The sequence below is a fragment of the Bacillota bacterium genome (assembly GCA_033549065.1).
Lineage (GTDB): Bacteria > Bacillota > Dethiobacteria > DTU022 > DTU022 > JAWSUE01.
The window spans coordinates 152,628-167,293 of the sequence record JAWSUE010000004.1 but is presented as its reverse complement, the minus strand read 5'-3'; the positions used below and the strand labels follow the sequence as shown (position 1 = coordinate 167,293).

General features: G+C 41.9%; 15 protein-coding genes. 14 read left to right on the top strand and 1 reads right to left on the bottom strand.

Features of this window, described 5'->3' with window-relative positions; all coding sequences use genetic code 11:
• The first annotated feature begins 39 nt into the window (after positions 1-39).
• The 9 genes from SCJ97_04080 (at position 40) to prmC (ending at position 9,079) form a co-directional block, all read left to right on the top strand.
• Positions 40-1,329, top strand: coding sequence for a UDP-N-acetylglucosamine 1-carboxyvinyltransferase (locus SCJ97_04080; protein ID MDW7739218.1), 1,290 nt, complete (start codon positions 40-42; stop codon positions 1,327-1,329).
• A gap of 51 nt (positions 1,330-1,380) precedes the next feature.
• On the top strand, positions 1,381-2,568 hold the full coding sequence (locus tag SCJ97_04075) for a trypsin-like peptidase domain-containing protein (GenBank protein MDW7739217.1): 1,188 nt from the start codon (positions 1,381-1,383) through the stop codon (positions 2,566-2,568).
• Positions 2,569-2,593: 25 nt separating this feature from the next.
• Positions 2,594-3,508: a hypothetical protein gene (locus SCJ97_04070; GenBank protein ID MDW7739216.1), complete on the top strand. Its 915-nt coding sequence runs from the start codon at positions 2,594-2,596 to the stop codon at positions 3,506-3,508.
• 44 nt (positions 3,509-3,552) lie between these two features.
• On the top strand, positions 3,553-4,176 hold the full coding sequence (locus SCJ97_04065) for an MBL fold metallo-hydrolase (protein ID MDW7739215.1): 624 nt from the start codon (positions 3,553-3,555) through the stop codon (positions 4,174-4,176).
• 248 nt (positions 4,177-4,424) lie between these two features.
• Positions 4,425-5,426, top strand: coding sequence for a sodium:calcium antiporter (locus SCJ97_04060; GenBank protein ID MDW7739214.1), 1,002 nt, complete (start codon positions 4,425-4,427; stop codon positions 5,424-5,426).
• Between the two features lie 18 nt (positions 5,427-5,444).
• Entirely contained in the window at positions 5,445-6,692 is a 1,248-nt protein-coding gene (rho, locus tag SCJ97_04055) for a transcription termination factor Rho (GenBank protein MDW7739213.1), read from the top strand.
• Positions 6,693-6,815: 123 nt separating this feature from the next.
• The gene (gene rpmE, locus SCJ97_04050) at positions 6,816-7,013 is read left to right on the top strand and encodes a 50S ribosomal protein L31 (protein MDW7739212.1); all 198 of its coding nucleotides are present in this window, start codon (positions 6,816-6,818) and stop codon (positions 7,011-7,013) included.
• A gap of 102 nt (positions 7,014-7,115) precedes the next feature.
• Positions 7,116-8,186 carry a peptide chain release factor 1 gene (gene prfA / locus SCJ97_04045; protein MDW7739211.1) on the top strand — a complete coding sequence of 357 codons (1,071 nt, stop codon included), beginning with the start codon at positions 7,116-7,118 and terminating at the stop codon, positions 8,184-8,186.
• Positions 8,183-9,079, top strand: coding sequence for a peptide chain release factor N(5)-glutamine methyltransferase (gene prmC, locus SCJ97_04040; protein ID MDW7739210.1), 897 nt, complete (start codon positions 8,183-8,185; stop codon positions 9,077-9,079). Before prfA ends, prmC begins: the two co-directional genes overlap by 4 nt.
• Before the next feature lie 4 nt (positions 9,080-9,083).
• Here prmC and nikR read toward each other — a convergent pair whose 3' ends face one another.
• Positions 9,084-9,503 (bottom strand): nickel-responsive transcriptional regulator NikR, encoded by a 420-nt coding sequence (gene nikR / locus SCJ97_04035; GenBank protein ID MDW7739209.1) that lies wholly within the window; start codon positions 9,501-9,503, stop codon positions 9,084-9,086.
• Between the two features lie 172 nt (positions 9,504-9,675).
• On the opposite strand from nikR, the gene SCJ97_04030 reads away from it, so the two are divergent.
• From SCJ97_04030 to glyA, 5 genes are all read left to right on the top strand, one after another.
• Positions 9,676-11,277, top strand: coding sequence for a Na/Pi cotransporter family protein (locus SCJ97_04030; GenBank protein ID MDW7739208.1), 1,602 nt, complete (start codon positions 9,676-9,678; stop codon positions 11,275-11,277).
• Between the two features lie 36 nt (positions 11,278-11,313).
• Positions 11,314-12,342 (top strand): L-threonylcarbamoyladenylate synthase, encoded by a 1,029-nt coding sequence (locus SCJ97_04025; GenBank protein MDW7739207.1) that lies wholly within the window; start codon positions 11,314-11,316, stop codon positions 12,340-12,342.
• 15 nt (positions 12,343-12,357) lie between these two features.
• On the top strand, positions 12,358-12,864 hold the full coding sequence (locus tag SCJ97_04020) for a low molecular weight protein arginine phosphatase (protein MDW7739206.1): 507 nt from the start codon (positions 12,358-12,360) through the stop codon (positions 12,862-12,864).
• Positions 12,842-13,285 carry a ribose 5-phosphate isomerase B gene (rpiB, locus tag SCJ97_04015; protein MDW7739205.1) on the top strand — a complete coding sequence of 148 codons (444 nt, stop codon included), beginning with the start codon at positions 12,842-12,844 and terminating at the stop codon, positions 13,283-13,285. The genes SCJ97_04020 and rpiB overlap by 23 nt, the downstream gene beginning before the upstream one ends.
• A 109-nt stretch (positions 13,286-13,394) precedes the next feature.
• Positions 13,395-14,651 carry a serine hydroxymethyltransferase gene (gene glyA / locus SCJ97_04010; protein ID MDW7739204.1) on the top strand — a complete coding sequence of 419 codons (1,257 nt, stop codon included), beginning with the start codon at positions 13,395-13,397 and terminating at the stop codon, positions 14,649-14,651.
• Positions 14,652-14,666 lie beyond the last annotated feature (15 nt).

Below are 14,666 nucleotides of genomic sequence, written 5' to 3'. Positions count from 1 at the left end.
CTATTTTTATCTAGTGGTATAATGACAATGGAGGTTCCAATGGATAAATACATAATCAAAGGTAACACCAACCTGAAAGGGAAAGTAAAAATTAGTGGTTCGAAAAATACTGCAGTAGCCATACTGCCGGCAGCAATATTATCTTCAGAAACGGTACTAATTGAAAATCTACCTGATATAACTGATGTTCGCACTATGATAAATATACTGGAAAACCTGGGTGTCGCGATTCGCCGCAGGGGAAGAGATGCCGTTGAGATGACCCCGGGTAATCTATCAAAAGTTGCTCCCTCATATGACCTTGTTAAAAAAATGAGGGCTTCATATTATTTTATGGGAAGTCTTTTAGCCAGGTTCGGTCGTGCTGAAGTTCCGATACCCGGTGGATGTGATTTGGGTCCCCGCCCGATAGATCAGCATCTTAAGGGTTTTTCAGCATTAGGTGCAGATATTGAAATTGAACACGGGATGATAACGCTGTCTGCTGGCAAGCTGGTTGGTGCCAATATCTATCTTGATGTTGTCAGTATTGGGGCTACAGTTAATCTTATGTTTGCTGCAGCGGTAGCAGAAGGTAGGACAGTACTGGAGAATGTTGCAAAAGAACCTGAAATTGTAGATGTTGCAAACTTCTTGAATGCAATGGGAGCAAAAATTCGTGGTGCAGGTACTGATGTTATTAGAATTGATGGCATAAAAAAGTTTAATGGTGCCCGTCATACAGTAATTCCTGATCGTATCGAAGCCGGTACTTTCATGTTTGCTGCTGCAGCTTCAAGAGGAGTGGTAACAGTTGAGGACGTTATTCCGAAACACCTTGAAGCGATAACTGCCAAACTGCGGGAAATAGGCATAAGAGTTAAGGTTGAGCCAGAACGTATAATTGTTGATGGAACTGAACCGATTCGGCCTGCAGATTTAAAAACTTTTCCCTATCCCGGGTTTCCCACAGATTTACAACCACCGGCCATGGTTTTGTTGTCAGCAGCTAAGGGACTTAGCGTCGTGACTGAAAATGTATTCGATGGGCGATATAATTATGTTGATGAATTGAAAAGGATGGGGGCTCACATCAAGGTTGAAGGAAGAACTGCCCTTGTAGAAGGTGGATACAAACTCTCGGGTGCCCCTGTTAGTGCACCTGATCTCAGATCGGGGGCAGCCCTTGTAATTGCAGCCTTGATAGCTGAAGGAGAAAGCCAGGTTAATGATATAGAGCATGTAGATCGCGGTTACGAAAAGTTTGATAAAAAATTAATATCATTAGGTGCATCTATACAGAGGGTTACAGAAACTGAAATAACTCAGATGTCTGGTAACGCTGATTAAGATGAAGTTTCTGAAGTATAACGCATAGAAATAAAAAGGGGATATCATTAAATGGATAACAATTACGATTGCGTACGATCATCACGAAGTAGGTTTTGGTCGTTTATAGGATACCTTTCTTTTGGTATTCTTGGTTTGCTGCTCGGAGCTATACTTGTATATGGACTCTTTACCTTTTATCTGGCTCCGGCTAATGAAGATTTTGTTACAGGACCTGTTGGTGTTAATGATACTGCGACGGAAACTCCCCAACCAGATCTGCCGAAATCCGAACAAAGCCTGGCCAGTATCGTCGATCGAGTGATGCCTGCTGTTGTCGGTGTAACAAAACATATCTATGTTACAAGGTTTGGGGAAAGAAATTTGCAGGAATATGAGTCTGGTTCGGGTGTCCTTATATCTTCAGATGGCTATATAGTAACCAATCAGCATGTTGTTGAAGATGCAGATAAAATAACAGTTGTTATCCCCAACAAGGGACAATATGAGGCTGAATTTATAGGTTCTGATGCATTAACCGATCTTGCTTTGTTGCATATTGAAGCAGAAGGTTTAGTTTTTATGACCTTGGGTGATTCTGAGAAAGTACTGGTTGGAGAGTCAGTAGTGGCAATCGGTAATCCTCTCGGCTTTTTTCAGCAAACGGTTACAGCCGGAATCGTAAGCGCAGTCGAGAGGCAGGTCAGGATACCGGGCAGTGATTATGCATATACTTTTATTCAGACTGATGCCCTGATCAATCCCGGTAACAGTGGCGGCCCATTGGTGAATACAAAAGGTGAAATAATCGGTATTAATACGGCGAAAATTGCATTGGTCGGTGTTGAGGGAATCGGTCTTTCTATCCCCAGCAATACTGTGAAAAGGGTAGTTTCTGATCTTCGTGAATATGGTAGGGTTCTTCGTCCTCACCTGGGAATTGTAGTCGAGGATTGGCTTGACTATGGCGATCGGGAACCGCAAAGAGGCATCTTACTTGTTAACATTGCTCCCGATAGTGCAGCTGATCTGGCAGGCCTGATGACAGGAGATATTATTGTTGCAATCGATGGACAAAGTATAAATTATCTTGCTCAACTCTTTGATCGGCTTCTTGCTTATTACCCCGGAGACACGGTTGTAATTACTTATCATCGCGACGGGATAATAAATCAGGCAAATCTGACCCTGGGCGAGCGTCCTGAATCGTTTGAGCCGGTAATTATTGAAGAAGAGCAACCTGATGAAGGTGATGAATAAAGCCCTGTAAGGTGGCGTCGCGATTTTGCGAATCATTTTTATTTTTATAGATGGTATAGGCCTTGGTGAAGAAAACGAGAATAATCCATTCTCATACTGTACTACCCCCGGCATATCAAAGCTCCTGAACGGGAAACAATTGGTTGAAGCAACAGTAGGGTTCCAGGGCTCAATAGCCAGTTTATTTGGACTCGATGCGCTCTTGAATGTACCAGGTGCTCCACAAAGTGCAACAGGTCAGGCTTCCATATTCACCGGTGTTAATGCGGCAAAATTTCTGGGCAGGCACCTGAATGGATTCCCCAATGACAGGCTGAGGAAACTTCTGGCGCTGAAAGGAATCTATAGCCGGATAAAAATAAATGGTTATAAACCAAACTTCATTAATGCTTACCGGCCACAATTTTTCGATTTGCTTAATAAAGGATTACCTGGAAACAGATATTCCTGCTCTACACTGATTTCTTATTATGGAGGTCTTCATTTTCACAGCCTTAATGATATCTTAAACGGAAGAGCTCTTTATATGGATATTACAAATGAAGTGCTCAACCGAATGGGTTTTAATTTGCCTTTACTTACTCCGGATGAAGCAGCATTTCGCCTTGCAGGGATTAGTAAGTCATATGACTTTTCACTTTTCGAATATTTTTTAAGTGACCTTGCCGGCCATTTAGGTGATAGAGAAGAAGCTGCCCGGGTGGTTTCTGTGCTTGACAGATTTATCGTTAATCTTGCTGATCAAATAAATTATGAAGATACCTTGATAGTAGTTGCCAGTGATCATGGCAATTTGGAGGATATTTCAACCAAAGGGCATACGCTGAATATGGTACCGGCGTTGATCATTGGTAATGAAAGTGTGCGCCAGCTATTGGAAGCATCACTGGTTTCACTGACAGATTTGTTTCCTGCTTTTTGTAAAATTCTTGAATTGTAAAATGATCTGTACATCTAATTTTAATATGAAAGGTAATTTATGCTATGAATGTTGATAGCTTAACTGTCAGTATGTTTGCAACGAATTGCTATATTGTCTCCTGTCCCGACACAAAGGAAGCCGCTGTTATCGACCCAGGGGCAGAAGGGAAGAGAATTATTGAAGAAATAAAAAAAAGCAACCTTAAGGTTCAATATATTATAAACACGCACGGGCATATAGATCACATTGCAGCAAATGGGAGATTAAAAGAAGAATTTAACGCTCCTGTACTGCTTTCAAAAAAAGATCTTGAAATCTACAAAAATCCGGGGTATGGTCTCGGTCTGGTATTACGAAAACAACCTGAACCTGATTGGTTCATCGGTGAAGGAGATATTGTAAGGATCGGAACAGCAAACTTGAGTGTGATTGAAACACCAGGGCATACGCCTGGTGGAGTGAGTCTTTATGGAGGTAATACACTATTTTCAGGAGATACTTTATTTTCTGGCTCTGTCGGGCGAACAGATCTTTCAGGAGGCTCATATTCCGAATTGATGAACAGTATTCGGGAAAAAATACTCGTACTACCGCCCGATACCGTAATTTATCCTGGTCATGGTCCGGCTACAACGATCCAGGATGAATTAGTTCTGAATCCTTTTTTTAATTGCGATTTTATCTGATATTTTGTTTTTCTATATTAGCAATTTTTGAAATCTTAAAGAAGGAAAATAGCAGAAAGTAGAGAATGTTACCCTATCGAATAGATGATAATTATACTCTGCATGTTATAATGCAGTCTGACTTTCCTGAATTGAGTTGATTCCAGCTCTGGACAATATCCCCCTAATAAAGGAAGACTATCCGAATTCGCTGATTATCTCATGACATATAAGCGAAATCTGATGAAGTTGCTATTTATGGGAGAAAAATGGTCAACCCTTGGCTACAATTTGTGATCAGTGCAGCAGTCATTGTATACGCAGGCAGTAAACTTACAGGTAGTGCAGCTGTTGTGGCTGATAAAACCGGATTTGGAACTGCCTGGGCAGGGGCATTAATGCTTCCGTTGGCCACTTCGATGCCTGAGCTGGTTACGACATTCAGAGCTGCGGCAATCAATGCGCCTGATTTAGCGGTGGGCAATATCTTAGGCAGCTGCCTTTACAACCTGGCTCTGCTGGCATTGATAGACCTGCTGGAAGGGCGAAGCGCTTTAACTTCCCGGATCAAGCAGGGTCACATTATTACCGCTTCAATGAGTATTATTACTATCAGTCTTGCTTCAATAGGGATGATCGGAATTACACAGCTCCGTATAGGTTGGATCGGTTTAGAAACGTTATTAATTGTAATTATATATATTTTTGGTGGCAGGTTGATTTTCCGTTACGAAAAAAAGAATCTTGATATCATAGATTCTTATCTTAAACAACAGGAAGAGGATAAATCTTTATCAGCAGGGAGGGCATTATTACATTTTATTATAGCCGGTGTTTTTATCGTAGCTGCCGGTGTTTTACTGACTGATGCAGCTGATATTATCGCAGTCCAAAGCAAACTTGGGCATACTTTTGTTGGTTCAATATTTCTTGCAATCAGCACATCTCTGCCGGAAACAGTAACTACTATTTCTGCTGTAAAATTAAGGCATCTGGATATGGCTGTTGCCAATGTGTTTGGCGCTAATTTCATGAACCTGTTTATTATATCTTTGACTGATTTGGTATATCGCCAGGGCCCTCTTTTACATGATGTATCTGACTTTCATTTTATGTCGGCCATATTTGTAATTTTATTAACTGCTGTAATGATTTTTGGACTTATTTACCGTTCCAGGAAATTCGTTTTATGTTTTGGATTTGATACTTTGATTGTCTTGTTGGGATACATTACACTTGTCTATCTGCTTTATAGCTCAGGTGGCAACTAACCAAAGGTGGTGTCTGTTTTGGATATAGAAAAACTGAAAATGATGACTTTAAATGATCTGCATAAGCTGGCAAAAGAACACGAAATTAAGGGTCAGTCAACCATGCGTAAGCCGGAACTGATTGAATCCCTGACCCGGTTATTTTCCGAAAATGGTGAGCAGCATAGTGCTTCAGGAATGCTAGAGATAATGACAGATGGATTTGGCTTCCTGAGACGAAAAAAGTATTATTTTTCCGATGACGATATTTATATCTCAGCTTCTCAGATCAGGCGCTTCAATATGCGTACCGGAGATATTATAACCGGTAGGATACGCCCGCCCAAGGATAATGAACGTTACTATGCTCTCTTGCAGGTTGAGGCAATCAATGGAGAAGATCCTGAAATATTAGCTAATCGTCCGGGATACACTTCACTTGTTCCCATCCACCCCGATGAAATAATTATAATGGAGACAAAACCGCATATTCTTTCAACAAGAATCATTGATCTCCTTATACCGATCGGAAAAGGACAGCGGGGCTTAATTGTATCACCTCCCAAAGCAGGTAAAACTATGCTTTTGAAGCAGCTTGCAAATAGTATATCTATAAACCATCCGGAGATAGAACTTATTATATTGCTCATCGATGAACGCCCTGAAGAAGTAACCGATATGGAACGCAGTGTTGATGCTGATGTAGTCAGCTCTACATTCGATCAGAAACCTGAAAACCACATCCGTATTGCTGAACTAGTTCTGGAACGTTCTCAGAGACTGGTTGAACAGGGAAAAGATGTTGCAGTTCTTCTTGACAGTATTACACGACTAACCAGAGCATACAACCTGGTGATTCCCCCAAGTGGTAGGACGTTATCAGGAGGGATAGATCCCGGAGCATTTTACAAACCTAAAAGATTTTTTGGCGCTGCACGTAACATAGATGGTGGTGGCAGCATGACAATATTGGCAACCGCCATTGTGGATACGGGAAGCAGGATGGATGATGTCGTTTATGAAGAATTCAAGGGAACCGGCAATATGGAACTCCATCTTGATCGTAGAATTTCTGAACGCCGAATATTCCCGGCAATTGATATTTCCCGATCAGGAACAAGGCGGGAAGAGCTTTTACTCGATGAACGTAAAATAGAGCTAATGTGGGCTCTCCGTCGGGCGATGGGAAGTAGCACAAGCATTGAATTTCTTGAAGCCCTACTTGATAGGTTGAAGAAAACAAAAAATAATGAAGAATTTTTAAGTAATATGCATACCATGTCTTAGCATAGGCATGTTCATTTCACATCCCCTCGGTAAGAGTTTAAATGAGTGATCGCGGCTAGTTGCAGAATAAAGCGCTTTATGCTATCATTTTATTTCGGGAATGATAGAAGGAGGTTTATCTAGATGAAGGCAGATCTGCATCCAAAATATTACCGGGCAACAGTCACCTGTGCATGTGGTGAAACTTTCGAGACAGGTTCAACAAGTGAGAATATTAAAGTAGAAATCTGTTCTAAATGTCATCCATTTTTCACAGGCAAACAGAAATTTGTTGACACCGGTGGACGTGTTGAAAGATTCAAACGCAAGTATGGTATGTAAATCGGGAGCAGAGCTCATGTGCTCTGCTCTTTTTCTTTTCTGGTGGCTTTTTATTGTCTACCCATAAATTATAAAGCGTAAATTGATCAAAGGTGATAGGTTATGCATGACAAGCTGGAAACAATTGAAAAAAGATACAGTGAACTGGAGCTGCTGCTCAGTGATCCAAAAACCATAGAACAGCGTGACGAATGGCTCAAAATGTCCAAGGAAATCGCTGCTCTTTCACCAGTTGTTGATTTATACCGACGATATAAAGAAGTAAATAGAGAAATATTCGAAGCAGAAGAGATGATCGGGGATACTGAGGAAGCAGATATGACCGATTTTTTACAAACCGAATTAAGCAGCCTGATTCAGGAAAAAGAGAGTATAGAAGAAGAATTAAATAAACTTCTTCTGCCTAAAGATCCGTATGATGATAAAAATGTTTTTATTGAGATCAGAGCAGGTACAGGTGGTGAAGAAGCAGCTCTTTTTGCTGCTGACCTGCTGAAGATGTATTCACGTTATGCGGAAAGAAATAATTTTAAAGCAGAGATTGTTGATTCTCATCCCACTGACATTGGTGGCTTTAAAGAAGTAATTTTGGGAGTTGAAGGTAAAGGCGCATACAGCCGTTTAAAATATGAAAGCGGCGTACATCGTGTTCAGCGTATACCAACCACTGAATCTGGCGGGAGAATCCACACTTCTGCTGCTACTGTAGCAGTTCTCCCGGAAGTTGAAGAAGTAGAAATTGAGGTTAACCCTCAGGATCTAAGAATTGATACATTTTGTGCTACCGGTCCTGGAGGACAAAGTGTCAATACAACCCAATCAGCAGTACGTATTACCCATATACCTAGCGGAGTTGTTGTAAGCTGTCAGGATGAAAAATCTCAGCTTCAGAATAAAGAGAAAGCACTGAGGATACTACGCAGTCGGCTGTTGGACAAATATATATCTGAGCAAAATGCCGAACTTGCCCAGACCAGAAAAACAATGGTTGGTAGTGGTGATCGCAGTGAAAGAATCCGCACATATAATTTTCCCCAAAACAGGGTAACAGATCATCGTATCGGTTTAACCTTGCATAAGCTTGATTTAATCCTGGCCGGTGATCTTGATGATATTGTTGAGCATCTTACTGAGAATGAGCATCAGGAAAAGTTGAAATCTGTAGAGGAATGATCTCCTCAATGGCCCTGGAAACTATCGGAGAAGCTCTGAACAGGGCTTCTCTTTGTTTAAAAAAAGCTGGTGTTCAATCTTCACGAACAGAAGCGGATATTATTCTTGCCTACTTACTGGGTATAGATAGGCTTAGGTTATTATCTGATAGGGATATGATCTTAAACAGAACAATCCAAAGGCGATTCGAAAATGCTATAGAGAGAAGATGCCGGCATGAACCGCTAGCCTATATTACTGGAGAAAAATACTTTTATGGAAGGCCTTTTCAGGTTACCAGAGATGTTTTAATTCCAAGACCGGAAACAGAGCAGATTATAGAATGCGCTCTTGATTGGCGCAAACAACTGTCTACAGTACATAATAATAAGATCAGAGCTATAGATTTAGGTACCGGAAGTGGAATTATTGCCATTACCCTGATGCTTGAGTTAGAGGGGCTTGAGATGTGGGCTGTAGATATTTCTGCCGATGCAATTAGCCTGGCCAGAAAAAATGCTGGCATGTACGGTGTGGACAACAAGTTCAAATGGCTGCAGGGAAGCTATTTGAGTGCTCTCAATGCAATTACCCCAAAACCGGTTTTTAATCTTGTAACCGCGAATCCTCCGTATCTGAATGATGAAGACATTAAAACGCTACCAAGAGAAATCAAAGATTATGAACCAATTGGAGCGTTGTCAGGGGGAAGTGATGGGTTAAATGGATATCGCGAAATTCTGGAACACCTTGAAGCATATATCACAAGACCATTTCTTTTATTGTTGGAAATTGGAGCGGATCAGAAAGATCAAGTTGAAAATCTATGCCGGAGTACAGGATTGTTTGAATCAATGATTTGGCATTATGACCTGGCAGGTTGGCCCAGGATTTTGGAAGGTAGAATTGGTTAACTTATCAGTTTAAGCCCTTTCCGGTTGAAGTGATGGTCAATTTGCCATGTTTAACCCCTTTTACGCCAATCAAACGTCCGGCTAACTCTTTTGCTTCAGCAGATCTGCCTTTTATTACCATCACTTCCAGACAGTGATCATGCTCAAGGTGAACATGCATAACAGATATGATCATATCGTGATGCTGATGTTGAAGTTCCAGAAGCAGATCGCTTAGTCCTTTAACGTGGTGATTATAGATAATCGTAATTGTACCGGCGACTTCTTCTTCATCCTGCGACCAATCAAGTTCAACCAGCTGGTTGCGGATTAAATCCCTGATTGCCTCTGATCGGTTCGGATAACCCCGCTTGACTATCTCTCTATCCAACCGTGATAGTAATTCTTTTTCCATGGATATGCCGAATCTGATCAGTCCTGACATAGGTTGGCAGACCTCCAAAATTCTTTTATTTGATTATAGCACAAGCGAGCATGGAACAAGGAAATTAATGATTGATAGAGAATGGATTGTAAAAGAAGCTGGTTTCCTTTATAATATCGAAGGTGTCTACCAAGTAGGTTAAATTTCAATATGCCCATGGAGGGTCAAATAATTGTACTGGAATATGGCTTTCAGCACTCTTGGCGGGTTAGGTCTTTTCTTGTTCGGCATTCAAATTATGGCCTCCGGGATGCAGAAAGCAGCCGGAGACAGGTTCAGAAAAATCCTGGAAGTCTTAACCAATAATCCTGTTCTGGGGGTATTAACCGGAATAATCGTCACAATTCTGGTCCAGAGCAGCAGTACATCAACGGTTATGGTCGTCGGATTTGCCAATGCCGGACTGATGAACCTGGCCCAGGCGGTAAGCGTGATTATCGGGGCAAATATCGGAACAACTGTTACAGCACAGATTGTATCATTTAAAGTTGGCGTAATTGCGTTGCCGGCCATAGGCATCGGGTCGATCATGAATTTTTTTGGCCGCCGCAAGTTTCATCGCTATGTAGGACAGACTGTTCTTGGTGTCGGGTTGCTTTTTCTCGGCATGACAACTATGTCAAACGGAATGTACCCTTTAAGAGAGCTTGAGGGATTTCACTACCTGCTTGCACAGTTCAGTGAACATCCAATACTCGGAATTATCGCTGGTGCCATATTTACTGCCCTCATTCAAAGCAGCAGCGCATCAACTGGTGTTATTATAGCCCTTACTATGCAGGATCTTATTCCCTTTCATTCAGCAGTACCCCTAATACTTGGCACAAATATCGGTACTTGCATAACTGCGATGCTGGCCAGCATTGGCGCAAGTGTTGCTGCACGCCGGGCGGCTATTGCCCATGTGCTCTTCAATGTGATCGGGGTTATTCTTGCCCTGTTATTACTTAAGCCATTTACTGATATAATTATTGAAACAGCCTCGACTGTTCCCCGCCAGGTTGCAAACGCCCATACTATCTTTAATGTTCTCAATACAGTTGTGTTTCTTGTATTCCTAAAATATTTTACACGTTTGATCTGCGTTATCGTTCCGGGGGTAGATGAAAAAATAGAATTTGGGCCCAAATATCTCGATCCGCGAATATTGAAAACACCGTCTATTGCAATCGGTGGCGCCAAACAGGAACTGCTGAGGATGGCTGGCATTGCCCGTGAAATGTTGGATGAATCAATGCAGGTATTTCTGAAAAATGATCTGAAAAGAATTAAACACATTGAACAGATGGAAGAACTTGTTGACGGATTAGAAAAAGAGATTAACGTATACCTAGCTGATCTTTCCCAGCATTCAATGTCTCAAGAACAATCGAAAACTGTTGCGAACCTTATGTCTGCCGCCAACGACCTAGAGAGAATAGGTGATCATGCTGAAAACATTATGCAATTGGCTGAATTGAAAACTGAGGAAAGACTGCCTTTTTCTGCAACAGCACTTGAGGAGATTACTGAATTTTACAACAAGGTAAATTCCATGTTGGAGAGAGCTATCAAAGCTTTTGAACTTGAAGACAAAGAGTCGGCACGTTTGATTGTTCGTGAAGACGATGAAGTAGATGAACAGGAAAAAACACTTCGTAAAAAACACATCGATCGGATCAATACTAAAAAATGTTATCCGGCCTCGGGAGTAATATATCTTGATTTTCTAAGTAACCTGGAACGGGTTGCTGATCATGCCAACAACATAGCATATCTTGTTCTTGAAGATTAAACTGCTGATTGATACTTTGTAAAAAGAGTTGATCCGATGAAACGCAAAATCAGACGGATTAAAGGGACCCTGCTGCTTAAAGATGATTATGAATCGGTTCGGGTTGCAGCCAGGATTATAGAGAAAGGCGGTCTGGTTGCTTTTCCTACCGAGACTGTCTATGGGCTTGGAGCGGACGCTACAAACCCCAAAGCGGTTGAGAAAATATTTCAAGCAAAAGGGCGTCCTTCAGATAACCCGCTTATAGTCCATCTGTCTGATCCTGAACAGGTTAAACTGGTATCCGGGACGATTTCAGAATCAGCCTCCTCTCTAGTCAATTATTTCTGGCCCGGCCCTCTCAGCCTGGTCTTACCCAGGTCAGATATTATCCCTCCCATTGTCAGTGCAGGTTTGTCAACAGTGGCTGTGCGTATGCCTGCACATCCGGCGGCGATCAAATTACTCAAACTTTCCGGCAAACCGATTGCTGCTCCCAGTGCTAATCGTTCAGGAAGCCCCAGCCCTACTTCTTATCAAGACGTTCTCGAAGATCTTGCCGGCAGTATTGATGCAGTTATAGCCAGTGATGCCTGCTCAATAGGGTTAGAATCAACTGTATTGGATCTTTCGGGAGATGTTCCAATTATTTTAAGGCCGGGTGGCATATCAAAGGAAGAACTGGAAAGGGTATTAGGAACCAGGGTCATTACATCGGGATATAACCAATCATCTGCTGTTCCCCCTTCTCCGGGAATGAAATACCGGCACTATGCACCCATAGCCCCTTTGATTTTGGTCGTTGGCAGTAAAGTGAGACGAAAGCTTCTTGTTATGGCAATTAAACGCCATTTCCAATATCATAATATGAAAGTTCGGTTTCTTAATCAGTATATCAAGAATAAATATCTTTGTAATAGTGATGACCCTGAGCAACTTGCAGCATATTTATACAGTGCACTGCGGCAAATGGATCGTGAGGGCATTGACTTGATTCTGGCAGAGGAAATCGATATGCCGGGGATAGGCTTTGCGGTAATGAACAGGCTTCGTAAGGCAGCTCTTCGGATACTCAGGGTAATGTAAGGGGAGGCGAAATTACTGACGAAATTAAACATTTTATTTGTTTGTACGGGAAATACATGTCGCAGCCCGTTGGCAGAGGGATTAATGAAGCATGAAATCAATAAGTATAATCTGGCTGATGAAATTTCTGTTAGCTCCGCAGGGCTCTTTGCCCTGGAAGGGTCAGAAGTTTCAGAACAGGTAAAGCTGCTTCTTGAAGAGAAAAAAATATTTCTTACTGAAAATAAGCGAGCCTCACAGATTTCCTATGAGATTGCCGATCAAGCCGATATGATTTTTGTCATGACCAGGTCACACCTTCGGCAATTATTATTTAAATATCCCCACTTGAAAAGCAAAACCTACCTTCTTAAAGAATTTGCATCTTTGCCCGGAGAAGAAGGCGATTATGATATAGATGATCCTTATGGGCAGAGTCTGGAAATTTATCAAAATGTGTTAGAGGAGATCCACAAGTCTATAAAGAAGATTATGCAAGTCCTGAAGGAGGATGGATATAATGAAAATTGCAATCGGCAGTGATCATGCAGGATATCATTTGAAAAAACAGGTAATCAATTACCTGAACTCCGGAAGCCGGGAGGCAATAGATTTTGGGGTACTTGATGAGACTGGTGCCGATTATCCGGATATAGCCGTAGCAGTTGTAAATGCTGTTAAAACCAGAGACTGTTCATTTGGCATCTTGATCTGTGGAACGGGAATAGGGATGTCAATTGCAGCGAATAAACATCATGGTATAAGGGCAGCTCTTTGCAGTGAATCTTATTCAGCCAGTTGTGCCCGGGAACATAATGATGCCAATATTCTGACCATGGGATCGAGAGTTCTTGGTCAGGGTCTGGCCATTGATATTGTTGAAACCTTTTTGAGCAGTTCCTTTGACGGCGGTCGACATAGCAGAAGGCTTGAAAAAATAACCGCTATAGAACAAGGATTATGATCATAAGGAGAACTTTTTACAGTTCTATTGATATAATATTCATCAGTATTTAAAATCTCATGGAGCCAAATTCCCGACCACGTAGTGAATATGGAGATGAGCCAGCATCATGAATAATCGTAACTCAATGAACCAAAAAGCGCTTCAGGCAACAGATCCTGAATTATTTTCCGCAATCAGAAATGAAAAGAAACGTCAGCAGAACAACTTAATTATGATTGCTTCAGAAAATCTGGTCAGTAGAGCCGTCCTTGAAGCCCAGGGTTCTGTCCTGACCAATAAGTACGCTGAAGGTTATGCCGGGGCAAGATATTATGGGGGATGTTTGTATGTCGACGAGGCTGAAAAATTAGCCGTCAACAGGGCGAAAAGCATTTTTAACGCAGAGCATGCTAATATGCAGCCACACTCGGGTACATCTGCCAATATGGCAGTTTATCTGGCGCTTTTAAACCCTGGTGATCGGATTTTGGGGATGGATCTTAGCCACGGCGGACATCTTACACATGGCAGCAAGGTTAATATTTCTGGACGTTATTACAGCTCATTCAGTTATGGAGTTAACCGGGATTCCTGCCTGATTGATCTCAGTGTGGTTAGGAAGCTTGCTCTTGATATCAGGCCGAAACTGATTATTGCCGGGGCCAGTTCATACCCCCGGCTTATTGATTTTGAAGGATTTCAAAAAATTGCAGAAGAGGTAGAGGCCATCTTTTTAGTAGATATGGCTCATACGGCAGGACTTGTTGCAGCCGGAGTTCATCCTAACCCTGTTTTATGTGCGGACATAGTAACTGCTACTACCCATAAAACATTTCGAGGACCCCGCGGCGGGATGATTTTTTGTAGGGAGAAGTATGCAGCGGATATAGACAAAGCGGTTTTTCCGGGACTACAAGGCGGTCCGCTGATGCATATTATAGCGGCGAAAGCTGTTGCCTGCAAAGAGGCATCCTCTCCCGATTTTGTAAAATATCAAAAAAAGGTATTGATTAATGCCCGTTCGCTTGCTGAAGGATTAATTGAGTGTGGATTTGAACTGGTTACGGGAGGTACAGATAGCCATTTGGTTTTAGTTGACCTGCGTAATAAAAATATTAGCGGCAGGGATGCAGAACAGTTGCTTGAAAGTGTGAATATAACCGCTAACAAAAATGTGATACCCTTTGATCCTAAAGGAGCCAATGATCCGAGCGGCATCAGACTGGGAACACCAACCCTGACATCCCGAGGGATGAAGCAGGAAGAAATGAAAGAAATCGCTCAGCTGATCGAAATGGCGATCGATTACCGGAGCGATACGATAAATTTAAAGAAAGTGAAAAACCGGGTAACTGCGATATGCCGACAGTATCCCGCCTACTAAAATTATGCAGAGGAG

What these genes read in the sequence shown, in the direction of transcription:
- rpiB (MDW7739205.1), top strand. Translation starts at nt 12,842, where the DNA reads ATGAAAATTGCAATCGGCAGTGATCATGCAGGATATCATTTGAAAAAA.
- SCJ97_04080 (MDW7739218.1), top strand. Translation starts at nt 40, where the DNA reads ATGGATAAATACATAATCAAAGGTAACACCAACCTGAAAGGGAAAGTA.
- SCJ97_04060 (MDW7739214.1), top strand. Translation starts at nt 4,425, where the DNA reads ATGGTCAACCCTTGGCTACAATTTGTGATCAGTGCAGCAGTCATTGTA.
- SCJ97_04065 (MDW7739215.1), top strand. Translation starts at nt 3,553, where the DNA reads ATGAATGTTGATAGCTTAACTGTCAGTATGTTTGCAACGAATTGCTAT.
- SCJ97_04075 (MDW7739217.1), top strand. Translation starts at nt 1,381, where the DNA reads ATGGATAACAATTACGATTGCGTACGATCATCACGAAGTAGGTTTTGG.
- prfA (MDW7739211.1), top strand. Translation starts at nt 7,116, where the DNA reads ATGCATGACAAGCTGGAAACAATTGAAAAAAGATACAGTGAACTGGAG.
- prmC (MDW7739210.1), top strand. Translation starts at nt 8,183, where the DNA reads ATGATCTCCTCAATGGCCCTGGAAACTATCGGAGAAGCTCTGAACAGG.
- nikR (MDW7739209.1), bottom strand. Translation starts at nt 9,503, where the DNA reads ATGTCAGGACTGATCAGATTCGGCATATCCATGGAAAAAGAATTACTA.
- glyA (MDW7739204.1), top strand. Translation starts at nt 13,395, where the DNA reads ATGAATAATCGTAACTCAATGAACCAAAAAGCGCTTCAGGCAACAGAT.
- SCJ97_04025 (MDW7739207.1), top strand. Translation starts at nt 11,314, where the DNA reads ATGAAACGCAAAATCAGACGGATTAAAGGGACCCTGCTGCTTAAAGAT.
- rpmE (MDW7739212.1), top strand. Translation starts at nt 6,816, where the DNA reads ATGAAGGCAGATCTGCATCCAAAATATTACCGGGCAACAGTCACCTGT.